Genomic DNA, 18,427 nt, shown 5'->3' on the forward strand with positions numbered 1-18,427 from the left:
CACCGACACGACTTCATATATTCCGCGGAAATTAAAATACATGGCTGAATCAGCTGTCTCTGATCCACACCCGCTGGATACGATGCTGGCCGTCTCTGACGTCATTCAAAAAAACCGGTTGGCGCGTCTGTACGCCAGGGTACTGAAACTCGATACCCCGACTGTCGAGGAACTTGCCAGCCGTTCTACGAGCTCCCAAACCACTGTCTACGATGATGTCAAGCACCTCGTCGAGATTGGCGTCCTCGAGCGCGTGACCGATTCCCAACCGCACCGCTACCGAGCTCGTCGGGTTGATATGACCATTCAGACGGGAGAAGAAACATTCCAAATCACTCCAACACTCCTCGTCGCCCTTGCTCAACGCGATTCGTACGAGAATATCGAGCTCTACATCGGACGTCACGGAGTGAGTGGTCTGGCGACAGCCATCGAATACGCTCGGGCCTACACAAAATCGGAGATGAATGCCCGGATAATGGCTCGTGAACAGGAGATTCCTGTCCTCGAAGCCGAAACAATCCTCGATGAACTCCAGGAAATTCTCTTGGATGTAGAGGATGAGAGCTTGACTCAACTCGATATCGAGGCGTTGGATGCAGCAGTAGACGAGGCTGTCGACGAGTAAAAACCGTGCCGGAGCAACTCTTTCACGATGTCGAGAGCCACCTCATCGACACGAACCTCTTCATTCGATTCGAACGCCACGATACAATTGGCCTGCTTGAGCGGGCGATGACCGAACACGATATCGTGCTTTTACTCCCTAAACGAGTGTATGAAGAACTCACGCCAGAATTCTATCCCCATGGCCAACCGCCAATTGACGATGCGATCGAAGCCGGCTGGGCGTAGGTCTTAGAGGAACCAGACTATTCGAATCCCGTTGTTTCTACCACGAGGGATATGGTTCGACACTATATTTCTGCTGCCACAGATCGTCCCGAGCACACGATAGAGCAAGCGGAAGTGGGTGGAGCAGCTGCTACACTTTTCGAAGACGGGTGCACAAATTCGATCGCGATCGATACGAATGACAAAGCTGCATTCCGCGGCATTGAGCGAGCGCTCTCCCAACACAACTACGAGAATCACGTCCAATTGGTCAACGCGTTCGATTTTGTCAACACTATCGAAAAGAGATACCAGTTCACCGAGTGACTGGATCAAGCGACTTCATCGAGAAGTCGGATTTCGAGCAGTACCGTTCGGCGACGTCCAGCAGCGCCCGAGTTCGCCGAATATCCCTGTCCTGATTGGACTTGATCTCCTGTTGAGGGTATCGTCGTCTTCTTGCTGTCACGTGCCTCGAGTTCCGATGTGGAATAACGGGCCCAATGACCCTTCCGGAGCGTTCTCGGAGGATTTCTGCGATGTATAATCTGCTTCCATCACACTGGCAACAACTGTTATGTGGATTTGTCCGGTACGTCTAGGTGGATTATGACGATGGAACTCACGTGGCACGGCCACTCGACGTGGTACGTCCAGGTAGACGACACGAGCCTGCTCATCGATCCGTTCTTCGACAACCCGAAGACGGATCTCAAACCCGAAGATATCGACAATCCAGACTATCTACTGTTGACTCACGGCCATGCCGACCACATCGCACACGCCGGCGCGTTCCCCGACGCGACGGTTGTGGCGACGCCGGAACTCGCGTCGTACGTGAACGACGAGTTCGGCCTGGAGAACGCGATCGGCGGGATGGGCATGAACCTCGGTGGAACCGTCGAATGCGGCGACGCGTACGTCACGATGGTTCGCGCAGACCACAGCAACGGCATCGAAACGGGCTATGATACGTCTGCGGGCATGCCCGCTGGGTTCGTCGTGAGCGATACGAAGCCGACACAGATCGCTGATGAGGATTCGACGACGTTCTATCACGCGGGCGATACGAGTCTCATGTCGGAGATGCGTGACGTGATCGGACCATATCTCGAACCCGATGCCGCGGCGGTTCCGGCCGGCGACCACTTTACCATGGGGCCGTGGCAAGCCGCAATCGCTGTCGACTGGCTTGACGTCAAGCACGCGTTCCCGATGCACTACGACTCGTTCCCGCCGATCGAAATCGACACTGAGGACTTCGTTCGCGAAGTCAAAGCGACCGGCAGCGATACCGAGGTACACGTTCTCGACGGCGACGAGACGTTCGAGTTGTAGCGGCCAATCGAGGCGGCTGCTAGCTCAGTTCTTGAGGGCAAACGGGGGGGAAGGTCACTCGTGCGCGAGGGCCGACCAATGAAGCAATCTTTAGGACCGTTCCGACCGTCTCTTTGAATGCAATGACGGATATCGAAACCACCACAGTTAGCGAGGAAGGGTTTGCAAGCACGAGTCAAGTCGGGGAGTTCGAGCTATCGATCGACGCACTCGATGAGGCCGGCCCGAATCCCAACGCCGTTCTCGTCGCCGATTATGCGTCCTGTTTCTTGCCGGCGTTCCGCGTCGGCGCGCAGAAAGAACGCGTTGACGACCTCGGCAAGGTACAGATCGACGCCGAAGCCGATCTCGACGACGAGGACGACCTCTCGGCGGTTCGATTTACGATTCACGTCGAAGCCGATCTCAGTGACGAACAGTTCGACGCGATCACCGAGCGCGCAGAGGGTATTTGCCACGTTCACTCGGCGTTGAAACCCGAACTCCACGCCGACGTGACCGTCCACGGCGGCGCGTTCTGAGACGGTCTCACAGCCCGAAAGGGGCGACGCAGTTCAAAACGGCTTACTTTTTGTGGTCCAACAGCAGCATATGAGTCTCCACGACGACGCCTATCGTGCGCTTTTTGAGCAATCTAGCGACCCTCTCGTCGTATTCGATCCCAACACAGGGGAGGTGCGCGAGCGCAATCGTCGTTTTGATACACTGTGTGGAGACGAGGAAGGTAATATGGGGCCCACGTCGATCGAGTCGCTATTTAGCGATAATGCCGGGGATGGCAACGTCCTTACAACGCTTCGGGCGGCCGCTTCGGACGCAGAAAGTATCACCGTCTCGCTTGAGACGGCATCTGGGGCAATGCAAGTCGACACTGCCCTGTCGACAGTTCAGACAGCTAAAGACAGTCTGGCGATCGCACGAATCTGCTCGCAATCGCCCTGCGCAGCCAGAGGGAAACTCAAAAGCCAGGTTGTTGACCACGTACCGATCGGGATTCTCCGAACAAAGTTGTCTGACCTAAAGTCAGTTGAGTACGCGAATCCGACTGCGCAGTCGCTTTTTGCTGTTGATTCTGTGGCGACCCTGCGTGATCGCGGGATCGATACGTTCTACCTCGAACCATCGAGGCGTGAGAAGGTAACGGAATTAGTAGAACGCGGTCGCGAGCGTGTCCGATACGAGGCGGTGATCCAGACGATGGCGGGTGACACGAAAGACGTGATCGTTACTGGCTTACTCGTCACCGACGACACGGGAGCCGAATACTGTTATGAGGTATTTCAGGATGCCACCCGCAGGAAAGAGTACGAAAAACAGCTGCGACGGCAGCGCGACAACCTCGAGATTCTGAACGAGATGGTCAGACACGACATCAGAAACGATCTGCAGTTGGTCACGGCGTATGCGAATATGGTTGCAGATCACGTCGACGAGGAGGCACACTCCTACGTTGAGATTATCCAGAAATACGCTACACACGCCGTTGAGTTGACTCAGACCGCCCGTGACATGGCCGACGTAATGCTCTCGACCGAAAGCGATCACAAACCGATCGATCTGTGGAGCACGCTCGAAGGCGAACTTGACGCGATTCGTGCTGAGTATCCGAACGCCGCGATAACCGTCGAGGAGACGACGGGAGAGACCACTGTCATCGCAGACGAGATGCTCGATTCGGTGTTTCGCAATCTCCTGTCGAACGCAATCCAACACAACGACAAGAAGGTGCCGACAGTGACCGTCTCAGCAACACGAACGGACGGATCAGTACAGGTAACGATCGCTGACAACGGCCCCGGAATACCGGACGATCAAAAAGAAGACATCTTTGGCAAGGGCGAGAAGGGTCTCGAGAGCGCAGGGACAGGGATCGGGCTATACCTGGTCAAGAGCCTCACAGAGCTATATGGCGGAACAGTCTGGGTGGAAGACAATGACCCAGCGGGTTCGGTATTCGTCGTTGAGTTGCCGATCGCTGATGCCGACGATCGAGAGCGGCGTTGATCGATTGTTCGCTCGATCAGCCAAGCACGCAATCGATCTCACTGATCGAATCCAGCACGTAATCGGGCTCGATAGGTGAGTCTGCCAGTCGACGATCGTCGGTGATTCCGGTCTGGACGAGAACAGTAGTCATCCCGGCCCGATCGCCAAGGAGAATATCGGTGTCGAGACGATCGCCGATGACAAGACAGCGCTCGGGTGCAGGATCTCCGAGGCGATCGAGTGCCATCGATGCGACGTGCGTGGAGGGTTTGCCACAGATGACGTCGACCGATCGCTCGGTAACTGTCTCGATTGCGCCGATAATCGCGCCAGATCCCGGAATGTTGCCCGTGTCGGTCGGGATGACGATATCGGGGTCAGTTCCAATAAACGGGACCTCCGGATCTGCGAGCACTCGAAGCCCCTGTTGCATGTCGTCGTAACTAAACGCAAAGTCGATCGACGCAACGAACACGTCAGCATCAGTGGGGTGATTGGCCACTGTAATCCCCGCATCGGTGAACTGTTCGGCCAGTTCAGCCTCGCCAACGAGGTAGACCGTGTCACCGTGGTACTCTTCGTCTAAGTACGATGTCGTTGCAGTTCCAGCAGTGATGACCTCCGCTGCGTCGACATCGAACCCCGCACTCGTGAGCCGGCGCTCGTACGCTGGGGGGCGTTTCGTTGGATTGTTCGAGACGAACAACCGATCCAGCCCGGCACCGTCGATCGCACTGAGCCCGCGATCGGCTCCGTCAATTGGCGTATCGCCACGGACGATCGTCCCGTCGACGTCAATAATCGCAGCCTGATAGTCCATACCCATAGTACGTGATCTCTGTAGTTGTATTCGCCGATCGCTCATTTGCATTGGCACCTGCCGGGCTCATTCCGCGAATGTGACGCCCAACAAAAACGGAAAGACACTACCTTGTGCAAACCGAACCAACGTGTACTGTGACGAGAACCCAGTTGACGCTCATCCAGATCGACAACTACGGACCGTGGACGGTCACGCCCGAACCACGCCGGGAGATGGACCTCCAGACCTTGCAATCCCGCCTATTTGCGGACATCGCTCAGTTTATCGGGAGTCGGGACGGCTACGTCTTTTTTACACGGTTTGACAACATGATCGCGGTGACGAATGGGATGGACGAGCGCGATCACCGGACGCTGCAAGAGAGCGTGCGGAACCGCTATCCGGTGACGATCAGCCTCGGGATTGGTGTCGCCGAAACGCCTGCCAAAGCGCTATCGGCGGCCACAGAGCGTCTGCAGGCGGCGGGAAGTGCCCAGGACGCGAATCGGACAGAGGTTCTCGGCGGCTCATATCTCTCTGCGGTGGCACCGAATGATGTTTCGATCGCGCATTTTGACGTCAATAACGCGACAGATAAGTACACCGATAAGCTCAATGAGTTTGACTCGTTCATCCATATCGAACGAAGCTACGCCTCGCTCATGGAACACATGCGGCGCGAACACGGCGCGCTGTCGTTTTTTGTGGGCGGAGACAACATCATCGCGATCTGTCCGTCACTCGATGTGGGCGCGTATCGGGCGGCGATCGATGCGGTCCGCGAAGACGTTGGCGTCGAGCTAAAGGTCGGCGTCGGCCGCGGAGAGTCCGCTCACGACGCGGGGATCGCGGCGAAACACGCCCTCGAGGACTGCCGGTACGACGGGACGACAGTCGAGTTCGCCGGACAACGCGCACACGCAACGAGTGACTGATGACCGCCAGCCGTCGATCGCTGTTTTTCACCGGCCCGCGATCGGTGTCGATCCGCGAGCGATCGGCTATCGATCTCGCTGCAGATGAACTGCTCGTCGATACCGAGTATTCTGCAATCAGTCCTGGGACAGAGCTACTCGTCTACCGGGGCGAAGCACCCGACGAGATGGCCGCCGACACGAAGATTGACTCGCTTTCGGGCTCGCTGTCGTATCCCTTGCAGTACGGCTATGCGGCGGTTGGGTCAGTGCGTGAGACGGGCTCGGCGGTGTCTGATCGATGGCTCGGCGAGACAGTGTTTGGCTTCAACCCGCACGAGACGCACTTTAGCACTGAGCCGGATGCAGTGGTGGCGATTCCCGACGCGATCGATCCGGCCCACGCCACGTTGCTGCCGACCATCGAGACCGCTATTTCGCTTGTACACGACGGCGCACCGATCCTCGGAGAGCGAGTGGTCGTTTTCGGGCAGGGGCCGATCGGGCTCGCATTGACCGCGGTTCTCGCTGGATTTCCCCTCGAGCGGCTTGTCACCGTTGAACCGCTCGAACAACGACGAGCGATCTCAATTGAGATGGGTGCAGACTCGAGTGTCCACCCAGATAGTCTGGCCGACGCGATCGACCCACCGACGGGCGATGCGGATCCCTCAGGCGCAGACCTCGTCTTCGAAATCTCCGGGAACCCAGAGGCGCTGGACGACGCGGTCGGTGTGACGGGATACGACGGCCGCGTGGTCCTCGGGTCGTGGTACGGCACCAAGCCGGTCGAACTGAATCTCGGGGGTCGGTTTCACCGCAGTCGAATCGAAGTTATCTCGAGTCAGGTGAGTACCTTCGATCCATCCTTGCGCGGACGGTGGACACGGGATCGTCGCTACGACGCCGCGTGGGAGCAGCTTCGATCGATCGATGCGGATCAGTTACTGACCGATCGGGTGCCGTTTTTACACGCTGAGCGCGCGTATGAGCGACTCAACTCGACGCCAGAGCAATGCGTCTGCGCATTGCTTGAGTACGACGATACCACGCTACCTGACGTGTGAGATCAGTCTTGCGTACGGCGACGCCACGTTATCGGACGTATGATACCAGACTAGTGCGCGACGACACCACATTATCGGACGTGTGAGGTCAGGCTGGTGTACGAGAACGTCACGTTGTCCGACATATGATCCAGACTAGTCTGTGTTAATTAATTTACTAGCGCCGCTAATACTCCACACACACACATGTCACCGGATACGCCGAACAATGTCGGACGTGAATCAGAAAATACTGCAGTAGGTCCCAAATCGGACGACTCGGCCGCCGGAGGTGAACGCTCCGGGACGTACACTGTCTCTGTCGAGCGATCGTTCATTGCGCAACACTACCTCACTGTTCCGAATCCGGGTCCAGAAGGAACCCTTCACTCACATCAGTTTACCCTTGACGTCACGTTCAGTGGACCCTCGCTGAACCAGTTCGGCTACCTCGTTGACATTGATGCGGTCAACCAAGCGATCGATTCGATCGTCGAGACGTACGCCGACGAGACGCTAAACGATCTACCGGCCTTCGAGGGGCTAAACCCGAGTGTCGAGCACTTCAGCCGGATCGTCTGCGAGGACGTCCTCGATGATACCGAGCTTTCCGTTCCCGATCGGCTCACCGTTCGGATCTGGGAGGACGACAGCGCGTCAGCCTCGTACGAACGAGCGATCTGAGACAGCGCGCCTTCGGACCAGCAACTGCGTCACGGTGGTCACAGCGGGAACCACCAGTCAAAAGAGCCGAACATATACCCGGCGGGCCCGTACAGACGCTATGGCCGACCGTCACGGCACGGACGAATCGCCCGATCGTGATCCCCACGACTCATCCGATCGTGATCCCGAGAACTCTCCCGCGAGTGAGAGCCAGCCGGCGATCGACATCGACGCGGTATACGACGTGATCGAGGACCATGAGCGGCCGATGGTAACCGCGAGCGAACTCGCCCGAGCGTTCGAGATCACACAGGCAGCGGCGATCGACCTCCTGGAATCCTTCGAATCCGACGGCGCTGTCGATCGGTTTGACGTCGAGTCCGACCCGATCGTCTGGTATCCGACTGATCTTGCTGCGGTCGCCCGCCGCGAGCGGATCGTCCTGTTTGACAAGCGACGGGAGATTGTCGTCGATCAGCCCACCCAACGAACCCGGGCCACGCTGTTTCAGTTCGCGCATCTGGTCGATTCGACCGGGACAGACCCCGGGACGCGTGGGTACCTCTACCGGATTCGCCCAGAGGATATCTGGGCGGCCCCCTTTGAGGAACTCTCGGCGCTGTTGCGTTCGGTTCGATCGGTACTGCCACGTCGGTCCTCGTATCTCGAAGAGTGGATTTCTGATCAGTGGAACCGGGCCCACCAGTTCACGCTACGGACCCATCCAGACGGCTACGTCGTTCTCGAAGCGGCGACTGAGAACTTGATGGGCAACGTTGCAAGACAGAAACTGTCGGAAGATCATCTCCACGCGCCGATATCGGACACTGAAAGCTGGGTCCGCGAGGAGGCGATCGGCGAGATCAAGCGGACCCTCTACGACGCAGGGTATCCAGTCGTCGACGCCCGAGAGCTCGAAACCGGCGATCCGGTTGATATCGAACTGTCCACGTCGTTGCGACCCTATCAGGAGGAGTGGATCGAAACGTTCCTCGATCGCAACGCCGGCATATACGTCGGCCCGCCCGGCAGCGGAAAGACGATCGCTGCACTCGGGACGATGGCTGCGATCGGCGGGGAAACGCTCGTGCTCGTACCGAGCCGTGAATTGGCCAGCCAGTGGCGTGACGAACTGGATAAACACACCACAATCGATCCGGCAGACGTCGGCGAGTACCACGGTGGCGAGAAAGATATCTCGCCGGTAACGATCGCCACCTACCAGACGGCCGGAATGGATCGACACCGCCACCTCTTCGACTCGCGAAAATGGGGGTTGATCGTCTATGACGAATGCCAACACATTCCAAGCAACGTGTTTAGACGGAGCGCCGACCTCCAGGCGGTCCACCGGCTTGGTCTCTCGGCGTCACCAGTCCGCGAGGACGACAAGGAGGCTGAGATATTCACGCTGATCGGCCCGCCGATCGGGACCGACTGGTCGGCGCTGATCGACGAGGGATTCGTCGTCGAACCGGAACTAGAGATCCGCTACGTTCCCTGGCGCGACGACACCGCGCAAAATGAGTATTCCAGCGCGGATGGCCGCGAACGGTACCGGCTGGCAGCGATGAACCCTGCAAAGATCGAAGAAACCAGATACTTGCTCGCGCGGAATCCTACCGCGAAGGCCCTCGTCTTCGTCGAGTATCTCGAACAGGGCCGCGAACTCGCCGAGGCGTTGTCGGTTCCGTTTCTCAGCGGCGAGACACCCCACTACGAGCGCCAGCGGCTGTTAGATGCGTTTCAGGACGGTGAAGAGCGAACCCTCGTCGTCTCTCGGATCGCCGACGAGGGGATCGACCTGCCGAACGCCGAGTTGGCGATCGTCGCCTCAGGGCTTGGCGGCTCTCGTCGACAGGGAACCCAGCGAGCTGGCCGGACGATGCGGCCAGCCGGAAGCTCGATCGTCCATGTGCTCGCGACGCGAGGCACCCGGGAGGAGGACTTCGCCCGCCGACAGCTTACTCACCTTGCTGGCAAGGGAATCAAGATCAGAGAGACAAACGTCGGGTGATCACCGAGGTGGGGTTGATAATTCGAGGTGCGGTCGATCGTTACGACTCGATCGCGGCTCCGACCGCATCCATAACCCGATCGACCTTCTCAATTGTCGCGTTGTAGCCCATGTGACCGATTCTGGGGATGTCGTCTTCCATCTTGCCGAGCCCGGTTCCGAGGACGATATCTGTCTCCTTCGCCACGCGTTGTTGGATCGTCGTCGCCTCCCCAGGAAGGCTGAAGGCGGTCACGGTTGGGGATGATCGCTCTGGCTCGGGATACAGTTCAAGCCCAAGCTCCGCTCCGCGAGTGCGACAGCGCTCGGCAGCCTCGCGGTGGCGATCGTAGACGGCGTCGGTCCCCTCTTCGAGAATGCGATCGACCGCGACCGACAGCGCCGCTACGAGCGCGTCGAGGTGGGTGTACGGAAAGCCCTCCGAGACATCTCGCCACGGTAAGAAATTAGTGTACAATGATGTGGGGTCTCGTTTCTCCATTCGCTCCCACGCGCGATCGCTGATTGCGGCTGTCGTCAGTCCCGGCGGTGCGCTGAAACACTTCTGTGAGCCCCCCAGACAGACGTCGATCCGATCGGTCGGGACTGGTGTCCCGCCGAGCGAGGAAACTGCGTCGACGACAGTGAGCGCGCCGTGGTCGCTGATTCTGTCCAAGACAGGATCGAGATCGTTGAGCGTTCCAGTCGGGGTCTCACAGTGGACCATCGTCGCGAAATCGAACGGTTCACCAGCCGCCTCAGCATCTGCGATCGCTCGATCGAGGGCCTCAAAATCGTATCCCGCGTCGTAGTCCGTGGTAACCAACGTTGCGTCTCCGTCGTAGGCGTCAACGAAGTCCGCGAAGCCGTCGCCGTACAGCCCGTTTGAGACACAGAGGACGCGATCGCCAGGGGAAACGAGCGAGGCGATCGCCGCTTCCAGCCCGAGGATTCCCTCCCCGCCGGGGACGACAACATCGTGATCGGTGCCGTAGATCTGTGCGAGGTTGTCGGTAAGTCGATCGTAGCGATCGGCGAACGACGGATCCATGTCTGGGTTCGGCTGTGGCTCGGCCATCGCTTCGCGGACCTCCGGTGGGACCGCGGTCGGTCCCGGGGTAAAGAGCATACGCCACGATCGGGCGGTCGCAAACCTAAAGCTGTCTCTCGATCAGCCGCCAATGTTCACATCACTGTTGCCCTTGTCGCCGTCGTCGAAGGCCGGCTCCGTCCAGCGATCGTCTGGCTCGACTGCTGAGACAGCGTGTTCGATTTCAGCTTCGGTGTAGTCGATATCGCTCAGGATCATGTTCAACCGCTGCCAACGCGCGCTCAGTTCGGACTCGCCCTCTGGACCGACCCGCGCGCCGTGACGCTTGAAAAACCGCGTCCCGCGATCGCGCTTCGACCCTTCGCCAGTATGGCCGTCAAAGATCACATCGTAGCGTTCCTCAGGTTTGAGGTCACCAACCGGGAAGTCGATCGTTGGCTCGCTCCCATCTTTGTGGGCCTTAGCGCGTTCCTCTGCGACAGCCCCGAAGAACGCGTCGGCATTGGCCGCCTCTCGTGTGGAGGGCGCACGGGCGGCTGCCAGAGCGGCGTGGATCGCACACAGTCGGCCTCTCCAGGAGTCGGGCTCCCAGCGATCGGTCGCCAGTTCCTCGTAGCGTTCGATCGTCAGCGCAATCTGCTCGCCGGCTTTGAGATCCTCGACGACGTAGAGATTCAGTCGATCCCAGAGGTTCCACGCGTACCCCGATCGAGCGAGTTCCCAGGCGGCCCAGGCGGCGATTTCTTCGTCCGATCGCCGTACGGCCTTCTGGAGAAGACTCGACACCGCATAGCGGCTGTAGCCGCCGTCGGTCTCGTTCGGGGCTTTCTCCTCGCCGAAATCGTTCGTTCCCGTCGCCTCCGGTGGCGTATCTGTCTCCACGGAGCCGTCCGTCCCAAAGGTCGCCTGGCGGGTCCCGCGATCGTCGCTCATACCCCGCCGTTCGGGTGTTGTGCGCAAAAACGCTTGTCCGTCGTGGCTGTGTTGTGGGCGATCGCCTTGCTATGTGTGGGTGTTACAATCAAGGGACGACGATGCGATCGAATGAGAATTCTTAAGTCAGTTCAAGCGGCTATCTGCATGTACCCGCCCTTAGCTCAGCCTGGTAGAGCAGCCGACTGTAGATCGGCTTGTCCCCCGTTCAATTCGGGGAGGGCGGATCCGAAAAAAAGCCGACGGCACCGCTGTCGGTGATTCGAATCATCCTAACCGCTGTCAACACTGCGACAGCCATGTAACCACCGATTTCTGCCGAGTCTACGGCGATCAAAACGATCGCGTACACCGCTGCACAGCGTGTGACTCGCTGATTCGACTTCGCGAAGGCAGCGCAGCCGGCCTCGACGTCCAAACACCCGATCCTGAGACGTCACCAGGTCGGCAAGGATCAGAGCGATCGAGGTGGTCACGGTGAGTTCACACTCAAAAAGCCGATTGCCCGCTTCGAAGCGCGGCGGATTCAACGCTGAGAGTGCGGTGATCCAGCTCGTCCCAGAGCTTGATCCTGTCTCAGATACCGATGCAACTCACTACGATGCACGGGTTGCTGACGTCTTGTCTCCCTCCGATCGGCTGCCGTTCTACGGCATGTGCGTCCTCGAAGTCGGGACTGTCGTCGAGATCAAATCGACGATGGCGGTGTCTGGATCTAACCAGCGCCGCGGCCGGTTCCATCTTCGCCGGACACAACACGAGCACCTCGTCGAGCAGGCTGGGGTGTACCTATTCGCCGTTTGCGAGCCCACGCCAACCCGCGATCTGATCGCGGCGAAGATCGTCCCTGCGACCACGATCGGCGGGCTCGTCGAATCGTGGATCGACACCGACGACCGCCCACCGTTCAGCAAGATCGCCTGGTCGCGGATCTTCAAACCCAGCGAGGTTGAGCGATGACGGCGATCGATCCGTCGCTGCATCGTGCGATCGCCCAGCTCACCAACAAGCGCCAAGCCTCGAAGATCCTCGATATTCGATCGAGTTCTCTGCTCGTCTGTCGGAAACCGGGCTATTCGGTCTACATCGGTAACTGCGGCGAGTGTCACGCGATCTGGTTGCATCGAGGCACCTACTGTGACGATCGCCACATCTCGATCCCGCAGCTGCTCGCGATCGGACAAGGATACGATACCGTAGACGTCGATCAGTCACCCAGCTCGAAGATCCGTCGTATTTTAAGTGAGTGTGGGGTGGACCAATGAGCCCCGATCCTCGGATTCTCGTCGGCATGCTGGTCGATTTCGCCGCCCTGTGGGTCGCAATTTCGGCCATCATCTATGGATTCGCCTACCTCTTCGCGAAGGTTCTCGCGCTGTTGGGCGGGGTGATCGCATGAACCGATCGCACGTCGAGGCGATCGGAATCTTCGGAACCCACGGTGTGCTCGATTGCCTGAGTACGCTGTGGCTCGCTGGTGAGTTCGGAGCGGCTGCCGAAGGCAATCCCTTCGTGAGAACCCTTCTGTCCACCTCGACAGCGCTCACGGCCGTCGTGATGCTCTCAGCGGTCGCTGTCGTTGCGATCACCTGGGCGAAGATCGGCGAAGACGTCCGATTCGGCCGGCCGTTCGCTGCCGTAACCATCGCGATCGGCGCGATCGTCGTCGCTGGCAACGTGGCAGTAGGTGCGGGGTGGTAAGATGGCTCACATCTCCACCCACCCGCACGAAGTGGAAGGCCACCTGCTGTATACTGCAAGTGACACGGATCGGTTTGATGGACTCGACCCGTACTGGTTGCTCTCATCGATGCTAATTAATGATTTCGACGGCTACAGCCGGAAGCTCGAAACCGAAATTGTCGGGCAGACCTGGGAGATCGAGCTCACGTACTACCAGAGCGGGATCGCACCACGGCCATCTGATTCGGTCGACGAGCGGTTGCTCGGCTTTACTGTCCGCGGAAGCGGTCCAGGCGAGGCAAAAGCAACCTTCCAGATCGAACCACGGTTCCCTGACATGCGTCACTACGAAAGCGGCGATGAGCTGAATATTCCGTGGAATATCACGGACGCAAACGGGAACACGAAAACCGGAATCGATGCTGATTTCCACGGCTCGAACATCGAACCGGAAGCATATCCGCTGTTGTTACGCCGATTCGTCGAAGAATTGGGGGCTGCGGCCGGTCGATCGATTCGGTCGGGATACTTCGAAAACCCACACTCACAAAGCAATCTGTACACCTACGAGCGCTACGTTCGGATCAAGAAAGCGTGCTCCGACGAGATCGTGCGATCGAGCGGGTTGTTCATGCGGGTGATCCACCTGTTGACCAATGAGAAGGGGGTAAAATGGGAGTTTTTGGGCGATAACGAAGACGTGGTCGGGAAGATGCACAAGCTGCGGCTCGAACCCGCGGCCGCGCGGAAGCTCGTCCCGATCCACGAGTTCGGCAAACAGCTCAAACACTACCACATGAAGAACCCCGATGCACAGCAGGGACCGACGGAACACCCGAAATTCGGGGTTCTGGTTACGAAGCGATTGAACGGTAACGAAGCGATCGCGTGGGACCGTCACGAAGAGATGAAGCGCGAGATCGAGGAAACGATCATCAACACGCTCGAATGGGCAGGGCTGGATACCGATCCGTCGAGCGGCGCGTTCGTCGAGGACAAGCACTTCGCGGTTGTTGAGTCGGACGTCGAGATCTCCCGGTTCGAAGATCCAACGCCAGAGCTCGAAGCAGAGCAGGATCACCTCATCATGCGGGTGTTGTCGGATCTCACGACCTCTGCCGACCAGGTGGCGAAGACGCTCGCGACTGACGGCGGTGACGGCGTTCACTACGGCGATCTGGCCGAAGAAACCGGTTACTCGGTCAGCCAGATCTATCGAGCGATCGAGGAATTGGGGGATCTAGTCACCTCGGATAATGGGCTCGTGACGTTTTCGAGCAAGAAGATCCGCCAGGAGGTCGCGGCGCTCGTCGATGGATTCGAAACAGAGTTGAAATCGACAGCCGATCGATTGGCGCACCTGTGCAATGTCGATCTCCGCGGCGCCGCAGATTCAGCGCTGGATTTGTGGATGTCGAACTACGGTGTTGAGTTCGTCGAGGCTGCTAACGACCTGGAGGGAACCGTTCGCATCGATACGCTGCTGACTGAACTGCGATCGCGATCAAAGCTCACGAACCAGGAGCTCCTCGAGGAAGCACTGCGGCGCGGTGAAGAAGCCTGGGAGTCCGCCGGTCGAGACTGGAAGCGCTTCCGGCAGCTGCGGTTCCGTGCGACCGTCGACGGCGAAGAACGGGTCGACACGATCGGGAAAATCCTCGGCTGAAGCGGTCCTCGTGAGTGGCTACACTGGTTTTTCGGTGATTCTTTTATAAGTGTGTGTAGAAACCAGGATTTCGGGTGGAACCCTGCCAGACTTTTTTTCACGATCGACACGTCGAAACGGCGATATCCCGATCGAGGCGTTTGCATCGAACGGGAAAACCCCCTTAGGGAGTGTGCCTAATGGCACAGGGCGGAAAAAATACTCCGCCGGCTTCGCAAATGCAATCGATCCATCCGAACCGAAGGTTCGCGCGAAAAATTCAGACCAGCCGATCGGCGCGTACATCCGCCTGTGGCTTCCAGCGCGGCGCGGTCGGCGCGTAGTACTCGACACGCTCGTGGACTACATGAGCCTCGACACAGCGCATCCTGTCGATCCTCACGCCGTCTCGACGCATCGTATAGACTGCGAAGACGTACAACCCGTCGTTCTTCACCAGCGCCTCGGTTTGATCCTCCCACATCCGAAAGCGCGGATGTCGACCACCGGCGCGGTTCTTCGCCGTTGCTTTGATCTCGACTGGCCGGCCGTCCTGAGTGATCGCGTCCGCTCGAACCCCCGGTTCGATCTCTGCGAAGTAGGGATCGAGGTTGTACTTCTCACGAGCCCGCGCCTCGACGAGATTCCCGTAGCTCTTGATCGATCGCTGCCTGTTCCAATGTGGTTTCTTTGGTCTCATTGGCATCGTTTGTGTGAGTGTATCCGCCTCGATCGCCGGCCGATCGCCACCGATCGCTCGATGAACCGGACGAAATCGACCGTCGATCGGTCAAAATATCCTCTCATTGCCCCCCGCAGCAGCGCGTACTAAATATACTGGTCGGTCGGGGGTGTGCACGCAGGATGATCAACCCGATCGTATCGCGGTCTCTCAGGTTCGATACTCGACTCATCATACCTCGATCTCGATCGCCAGCTCACCGTTTCGGTACTCTTTCATTCGATCGCCAACCCAATTTCGTGAGTAACCGACGATCTCGCCGACGTCTTCGTACGTCATCGAATCGTTTGATTCGTAGAGCTTGATCGCCGTTTTGATCGCTTCCTCGCGGCGAAGAGTGTCCTCGTCGACTGGTTCGGCTTCCTCATCCTCTTCGCCGTCGACGAGGATCTCGAAGTCGCTCGGATCGTACTCATCGTACGTCTCAGCCGTGTCGGTGAGTCCCTTATACGCTTGCAGCTCGTGGAACTCGTCGCTTTCACCCTCACTGTCGAGTAGCCGGGCTCGACCGGGATCGTTGCGGCTTGGCTTCTCGACGGCGAAGGAACTCACTTCTCGAAGCGATTTGGCGGTCTTCTTGCGGGTGTGGCTGACCATAATCACCGATCCTTTCATCGGCTTCGGTCCGAACTCCTGCTTTCGCTTTCTGATGTGCAACAGGCTGTTCGAGAAGGCTTCTGCCTGTTTGTTCTTCGAGCCGAATCCGCTCAGCTCCTGGGCAACCTCGTCGATCAGCGCGAGCACTGGACCCTCGTGCGTAGCCATGTACTCGAACATCTCTCGATCGCTGTTGAAGTGCGCGTCTGCACCCTGCCAGTTGACATTCGCGATGATCCGACCGCCGCTCATCGCTTTCCACACCTGGCAGATGTCGAGCGTCGTCGAGGACTTCCCGCTGCCCGGTACACCGAATACCAGACAGATCGATCCCTCCATCGTCAGCCGATTCGCTGCATCAGCGTACAGATTCGCGCCGTCGCTTTCCGATCGCTGTTTTGTGAGCCCGACTGCTCCCTTCATCTCAGAGATCGAGCCGTGTTTGATCGCTCGATCCATCACGTCGGTCGCTTCGTTTCGCAGGATCAACCGTGCGAGTTCGCTGTCGAGAAAGTCGTCTTCGTCCTCGAACAACCCAGCGTAGTAGTTGAGCAGCTGCAGGGTATCGTCGTGCTCAACGAGCCCAGCGAATTCCCTAATGAGGTCGTTCGGTTTGTCCTGCAGATCGTTTCGAATGAATTCACGTGCTTCTGCTGCGACGTATTGGGCTGATCTATCTGCCATATTCACACTCACTCATAAATATCGCCTCGTTGGCCGATCATCGGTTCCTCGTACTGATCCCAACTGATGATCTCGTCGTCTCCATCACCGTTTGTCATCGCGTCTTTGTCCGTTCGTTTGCTCTCCGGTATCAGCTCCTCCGGCAGCACTTCACGGATCACGTCCGAGATCGTCGTCGAGCCGTCCAACGACGGCGAAACGTGACCCTCCAACACCTCCATCTGATCGCGAGCCCGCTGTCGATCGAGCCGACGAACGATCGAGGGCAGCCGTCGCTGTATCCACCGGCCGCGGCGAGCGTCACGCTCGTACGATCCTTGAAGATCGTCGATCTGTTCGAGCGCCTCGTCGACGGTCGCGTGTTGAGCGAGCTTGCTACCAGGAACCCGCCAGTTCAGGACCGCGTGATTGCTGTTCGGATCGTACGATCGAACTTCGTAGGTTGGTTTCGCGGAATCCCACTGCATGAGCACACCGTCTGCAGGTTCGGTCGACATCGCCTCGAATTGATCCTCGGTGAGCTCGTAGACTGTGCCACCCGTCTGGGCTCCATCGAACGCGACGACCCAGATCGGAAACTCGTCGGGAAACATCGCCATCACTGCACGAGCAGCGACGATCCCCACACCGAACGCGGCCGCCCCGATCGCCAGGAAGATCGGCCAGTATCCCGGTGGATCGTACTGGATGTACCCGCCCGAGTAGGCGAAGAACCCGACGGAACCGATCAGGATCAAGAGCTTCTGATTCTCGTCCCAAAACTCGCGAATATCGTCTTGTTCGATCATCGGAGCCGTCGCACCTCCATCTCATCGCTTTCGCGCTTTCGCTTCACGATCTGCACGGTCGCGAGCGCACCGGCACCCGCCGATCCAAACACGAACAACACGCTCATACCGAACGGGATATCCGGATAGATCCGACTGCGATCGTCGGCGTTGAGAAACGCAGCGCGTCCGTCTTCGATCCCGTCGGCGGTCGAGACGATCATGGCGGGATGGTGCTCGGGTCGCACCGTAACCTCGGTCGTTCCTTCGCGAACGCGCAACTGCTCAATCGCGATGTTCGTCGATCCTTCACTGTCGAAGGGGATCGCCTCGACGACCTGGACGGTCTTGGTTCGCTCGGCGGTGATCTCGATCGTAAGTCGCTCACCATCCCAATTATAGTCTGAGACGGCTGTTTCATCATCGATCTGCGCGACGATCTGGGTCGATTCGTTCGTTTCGGTCGTGTTCTCCTGGGCTGCGACAGGCACCGCAATCGCGGTCATCGCGAATACGAATACACACACTAACACTAACGCTGGAAGACGGGTTTTCATGGATTTAGAAGGGAATAATTGCATCTCTTGCGAAGTCGATCAACCACGATTCGATTATGCTGAGCGGGTCGTATCCGAGGTAAATCAACACCGCGAGGGCTACGAACACGTAGAAGGCGATCCGAAGCCCATCGGTCGCGATGTCGAAGGCTTCACCGACGAATAGCCACCAAAAGAACAGCATCG

The 18,427-nt window shown here is 58.4% G+C and carries 23 protein-coding genes, 1 tRNA gene and 1 pseudogene; 17 read left to right on the forward strand and 8 right to left on the reverse strand.

Annotated elements, in window-relative coordinates; genetic code table 11:
* The first annotated feature begins 40 nt into the window (after positions 1-40).
* The 6 genes from E5K03_RS08995 (at position 41) to E5K03_RS09020 (ending at position 4,176) form a co-directional block, all read left to right on the forward strand.
* Entirely contained in the window at positions 41-628 is a 588-nt protein-coding gene (locus E5K03_RS08995; protein ID WP_138006519.1) for a DUF7437 domain-containing protein, read from the forward strand.
* Between the two features lie 5 nt (positions 629-633).
* On the forward strand, positions 634-855 hold the full coding sequence (locus tag E5K03_RS09000; RefSeq protein ID WP_138006520.1) for a hypothetical protein: 222 nt from the start codon (positions 634-636) through the stop codon (positions 853-855).
* A 51-nt stretch (positions 856-906) separates the two neighbouring features.
* Positions 907-1,161 carry a hypothetical protein gene (locus tag E5K03_RS09005; protein WP_138006521.1) on the forward strand — a complete coding sequence of 85 codons (255 nt, stop codon included), beginning with the start codon at positions 907-909 and terminating at the stop codon, positions 1,159-1,161.
* A 288-nt stretch (positions 1,162-1,449) separates the two neighbouring features.
* Positions 1,450-2,172 carry a metal-dependent hydrolase gene (locus E5K03_RS09010; protein WP_138006581.1) on the forward strand — a complete coding sequence of 241 codons (723 nt, stop codon included), beginning with the start codon at positions 1,450-1,452 and terminating at the stop codon, positions 2,170-2,172.
* 122 nt (positions 2,173-2,294) lie between these two features.
* Positions 2,295-2,693, forward strand: coding sequence for an OsmC family protein (locus E5K03_RS09015; RefSeq protein ID WP_138006522.1), 399 nt, complete (start codon positions 2,295-2,297; stop codon positions 2,691-2,693).
* A 70-nt stretch (positions 2,694-2,763) separates the two neighbouring features.
* Complete coding sequence (locus E5K03_RS09020; RefSeq protein WP_138006523.1) at positions 2,764-4,176, forward strand: sensor histidine kinase; 1,413 nt, start codon at positions 2,764-2,766, stop codon at positions 4,174-4,176.
* 16 nt (positions 4,177-4,192) lie between these two features.
* Here the strand turns inward: E5K03_RS09020 and E5K03_RS09025 are convergent, their stop codons facing one another.
* On the reverse strand, positions 4,193-4,978 hold the full coding sequence (locus tag E5K03_RS09025) for an HAD-IIA family hydrolase (protein WP_138006524.1): 786 nt from the start codon (positions 4,976-4,978) through the stop codon (positions 4,193-4,195).
* A gap of 137 nt (positions 4,979-5,115) precedes the next feature.
* Between E5K03_RS09025 and E5K03_RS09030 the strand changes: the two genes are divergently transcribed.
* From E5K03_RS09030 to E5K03_RS09045, 4 genes and pseudogenes are all read left to right on the forward strand, one after another.
* Entirely contained in the window at positions 5,116-5,895 is a 780-nt protein-coding gene (locus E5K03_RS09030) for a GTP cyclohydrolase III (RefSeq protein WP_138006525.1), read from the forward strand.
* Positions 5,895-6,941, forward strand: coding sequence for a zinc-dependent alcohol dehydrogenase (locus tag E5K03_RS09035; protein WP_138006526.1), 1,047 nt, complete (start codon positions 5,895-5,897; stop codon positions 6,939-6,941). Before E5K03_RS09030 ends, E5K03_RS09035 begins: the two co-directional genes overlap by 1 nt.
* 288 nt (positions 6,942-7,229) lie before the next feature.
* A pseudogene (locus tag E5K03_RS09040) lies at positions 7,230-7,604 on the forward strand (6-pyruvoyl trahydropterin synthase family protein); the annotation flags it as partial.
* A 100-nt stretch (positions 7,605-7,704) separates the two neighbouring features.
* Positions 7,705-9,603 (forward strand): DEAD/DEAH box helicase, encoded by a 1,899-nt coding sequence (locus E5K03_RS09045; RefSeq protein WP_138006528.1) that lies wholly within the window; start codon positions 7,705-7,707, stop codon positions 9,601-9,603.
* A gap of 40 nt (positions 9,604-9,643) precedes the next feature.
* On the opposite strand, the gene E5K03_RS09050 is transcribed toward E5K03_RS09045, so the two are convergent.
* Together E5K03_RS09050 and E5K03_RS09055 are read right to left on the reverse strand one after the other, a co-directional pair.
* Complete coding sequence (locus E5K03_RS09050; RefSeq protein WP_138006529.1) at positions 9,644-10,711, reverse strand: pyridoxal-phosphate-dependent aminotransferase family protein; 1,068 nt, start codon at positions 10,709-10,711, stop codon at positions 9,644-9,646.
* A 42-nt stretch (positions 10,712-10,753) separates the two neighbouring features.
* Positions 10,754-11,566, reverse strand: a complete 813-nt coding sequence (locus tag E5K03_RS09055; protein WP_138006530.1) for a hypothetical protein — start codon at positions 11,564-11,566, stop codon at positions 10,754-10,756.
* 153 nt (positions 11,567-11,719) lie between these two features.
* On the opposite strand from E5K03_RS09055, the gene E5K03_RS09060 reads away from it, so the two are divergent.
* From E5K03_RS09060 to E5K03_RS09085, 7 genes are all read left to right on the forward strand, one after another.
* Positions 11,720-11,793, forward strand: a tRNA-Tyr gene (locus E5K03_RS09060).
* Positions 11,793-12,047, forward strand: a complete 255-nt coding sequence (locus E5K03_RS18000; protein WP_138006582.1) for a DUF7563 family protein — start codon at positions 11,793-11,795, stop codon at positions 12,045-12,047. Before E5K03_RS09060 ends, E5K03_RS18000 begins: the two co-directional genes overlap by 1 nt.
* Positions 12,044-12,526, forward strand: a complete 483-nt coding sequence (locus E5K03_RS09070; RefSeq protein ID WP_171006652.1) for a hypothetical protein — start codon at positions 12,044-12,046, stop codon at positions 12,524-12,526. The genes E5K03_RS18000 and E5K03_RS09070 overlap by 4 nt, the downstream gene beginning before the upstream one ends.
* Positions 12,523-12,831 carry a hypothetical protein gene (locus E5K03_RS09075; RefSeq protein ID WP_138006531.1) on the forward strand — a complete coding sequence of 103 codons (309 nt, stop codon included), beginning with the start codon at positions 12,523-12,525 and terminating at the stop codon, positions 12,829-12,831. Before E5K03_RS09070 ends, E5K03_RS09075 begins: the two co-directional genes overlap by 4 nt.
* Positions 12,828-12,965 carry a hypothetical protein gene (locus E5K03_RS17205; protein ID WP_171006653.1) on the forward strand — a complete coding sequence of 46 codons (138 nt, stop codon included), beginning with the start codon at positions 12,828-12,830 and terminating at the stop codon, positions 12,963-12,965. The genes E5K03_RS09075 and E5K03_RS17205 overlap by 4 nt, the downstream gene beginning before the upstream one ends.
* Entirely contained in the window at positions 12,962-13,267 is a 306-nt protein-coding gene (locus E5K03_RS09080) for a DUF5658 family protein (RefSeq protein WP_138006532.1), read from the forward strand. The genes E5K03_RS17205 and E5K03_RS09080 overlap by 4 nt, the downstream gene beginning before the upstream one ends.
* Before the next feature lies 1 nt (position 13,268).
* Entirely contained in the window at positions 13,269-14,915 is a 1,647-nt protein-coding gene (locus E5K03_RS09085; RefSeq protein WP_138006533.1) for a DUF7845 domain-containing protein, read from the forward strand.
* 259 nt (positions 14,916-15,174) lie between these two features.
* Here E5K03_RS09085 and E5K03_RS09090 read toward each other — a convergent pair whose 3' ends face one another.
* From E5K03_RS09090 to E5K03_RS09110, 5 genes are all read right to left on the reverse strand, one after another.
* Positions 15,175-15,594 (reverse strand): hypothetical protein, encoded by a 420-nt coding sequence (locus E5K03_RS09090; protein WP_138006534.1) that lies wholly within the window; start codon positions 15,592-15,594, stop codon positions 15,175-15,177.
* A gap of 213 nt (positions 15,595-15,807) precedes the next feature.
* On the reverse strand, positions 15,808-16,917 hold the full coding sequence (locus tag E5K03_RS09095) for a hypothetical protein (protein ID WP_138006535.1): 1,110 nt from the start codon (positions 16,915-16,917) through the stop codon (positions 15,808-15,810).
* Between the two features lie 8 nt (positions 16,918-16,925).
* On the reverse strand, positions 16,926-17,705 hold the full coding sequence (locus tag E5K03_RS09100) for a hypothetical protein (RefSeq protein WP_138006536.1): 780 nt from the start codon (positions 17,703-17,705) through the stop codon (positions 16,926-16,928).
* Positions 17,702-18,190, reverse strand: coding sequence for a hypothetical protein (locus tag E5K03_RS09105; RefSeq protein ID WP_138006537.1), 489 nt, complete (start codon positions 18,188-18,190; stop codon positions 17,702-17,704). Before E5K03_RS09105 ends, E5K03_RS09100 begins: the two co-directional genes overlap by 4 nt.
* A 55-nt stretch (positions 18,191-18,245) precedes the next feature.
* Positions 18,246-18,425, reverse strand: coding sequence for a hypothetical protein (locus E5K03_RS09110; RefSeq protein ID WP_138006538.1), 180 nt, complete (start codon positions 18,423-18,425; stop codon positions 18,246-18,248).
* Positions 18,426-18,427: the final 2 nt, after the last annotated feature.

This window comes from Halalkalirubrum salinum (genome assembly GCF_005543295.1).
Taxonomy (GTDB): Archaea; Halobacteriota; Halobacteria; order Halobacteriales; family Haloferacaceae; genus Halalkalirubrum; species Halalkalirubrum salinum.

Coding starts and splice junctions, on each gene's coding strand:
- E5K03_RS09045 (WP_138006528.1), top strand. CDS start 7,705: ATGGCCGACCGTCACGGCACGGACGAATCGCCCGATCGTGATCCCCAC.
- E5K03_RS09090 (WP_138006534.1), bottom strand. CDS start 15,594: ATGAGACCAAAGAAACCACATTGGAACAGGCAGCGATCGATCAAGAGC.
- E5K03_RS08995 (WP_138006519.1), top strand. CDS start 41: ATGGCTGAATCAGCTGTCTCTGATCCACACCCGCTGGATACGATGCTG.
- E5K03_RS09015 (WP_138006522.1), top strand. CDS start 2,295: ATGACGGATATCGAAACCACCACAGTTAGCGAGGAAGGGTTTGCAAGC.
- E5K03_RS09010 (WP_138006581.1), top strand. CDS start 1,450: ATGGAACTCACGTGGCACGGCCACTCGACGTGGTACGTCCAGGTAGAC.
- E5K03_RS09035 (WP_138006526.1), top strand. CDS start 5,895: ATGACCGCCAGCCGTCGATCGCTGTTTTTCACCGGCCCGCGATCGGTG.
- E5K03_RS09025 (WP_138006524.1), bottom strand. CDS start 4,978: ATGGACTATCAGGCTGCGATTATTGACGTCGACGGGACGATCGTCCGT.
- E5K03_RS09020 (WP_138006523.1), top strand. CDS start 2,764: ATGAGTCTCCACGACGACGCCTATCGTGCGCTTTTTGAGCAATCTAGC.
- E5K03_RS09005 (WP_138006521.1), top strand. CDS start 907: ATGGTTCGACACTATATTTCTGCTGCCACAGATCGTCCCGAGCACACG.
- E5K03_RS09050 (WP_138006529.1), bottom strand. CDS start 10,711: ATGCTCTTTACCCCGGGACCGACCGCGGTCCCACCGGAGGTCCGCGAA.
- E5K03_RS17205 (WP_171006653.1), top strand. CDS start 12,828: ATGAGCCCCGATCCTCGGATTCTCGTCGGCATGCTGGTCGATTTCGCC.
- E5K03_RS09095 (WP_138006535.1), bottom strand. CDS start 16,917: ATGGCAGATAGATCAGCCCAATACGTCGCAGCAGAAGCACGTGAATTC.
- E5K03_RS09085 (WP_138006533.1), top strand. CDS start 13,269: ATGGCTCACATCTCCACCCACCCGCACGAAGTGGAAGGCCACCTGCTG.
- E5K03_RS09100 (WP_138006536.1), bottom strand. CDS start 17,705: ATGATCGAACAAGACGATATTCGCGAGTTTTGGGACGAGAATCAGAAG.
- E5K03_RS09080 (WP_138006532.1), top strand. CDS start 12,962: ATGAACCGATCGCACGTCGAGGCGATCGGAATCTTCGGAACCCACGGT.
- E5K03_RS09055 (WP_138006530.1), bottom strand. CDS start 11,566: ATGAGCGACGATCGCGGGACCCGCCAGGCGACCTTTGGGACGGACGGC.
- E5K03_RS09110 (WP_138006538.1), bottom strand. CDS start 18,425: ATGCTGTTCTTTTGGTGGCTATTCGTCGGTGAAGCCTTCGACATCGCG.
- E5K03_RS09105 (WP_138006537.1), bottom strand. CDS start 18,190: ATGACCGCGATTGCGGTGCCTGTCGCAGCCCAGGAGAACACGACCGAA.
- E5K03_RS09075 (WP_138006531.1), top strand. CDS start 12,523: ATGACGGCGATCGATCCGTCGCTGCATCGTGCGATCGCCCAGCTCACC.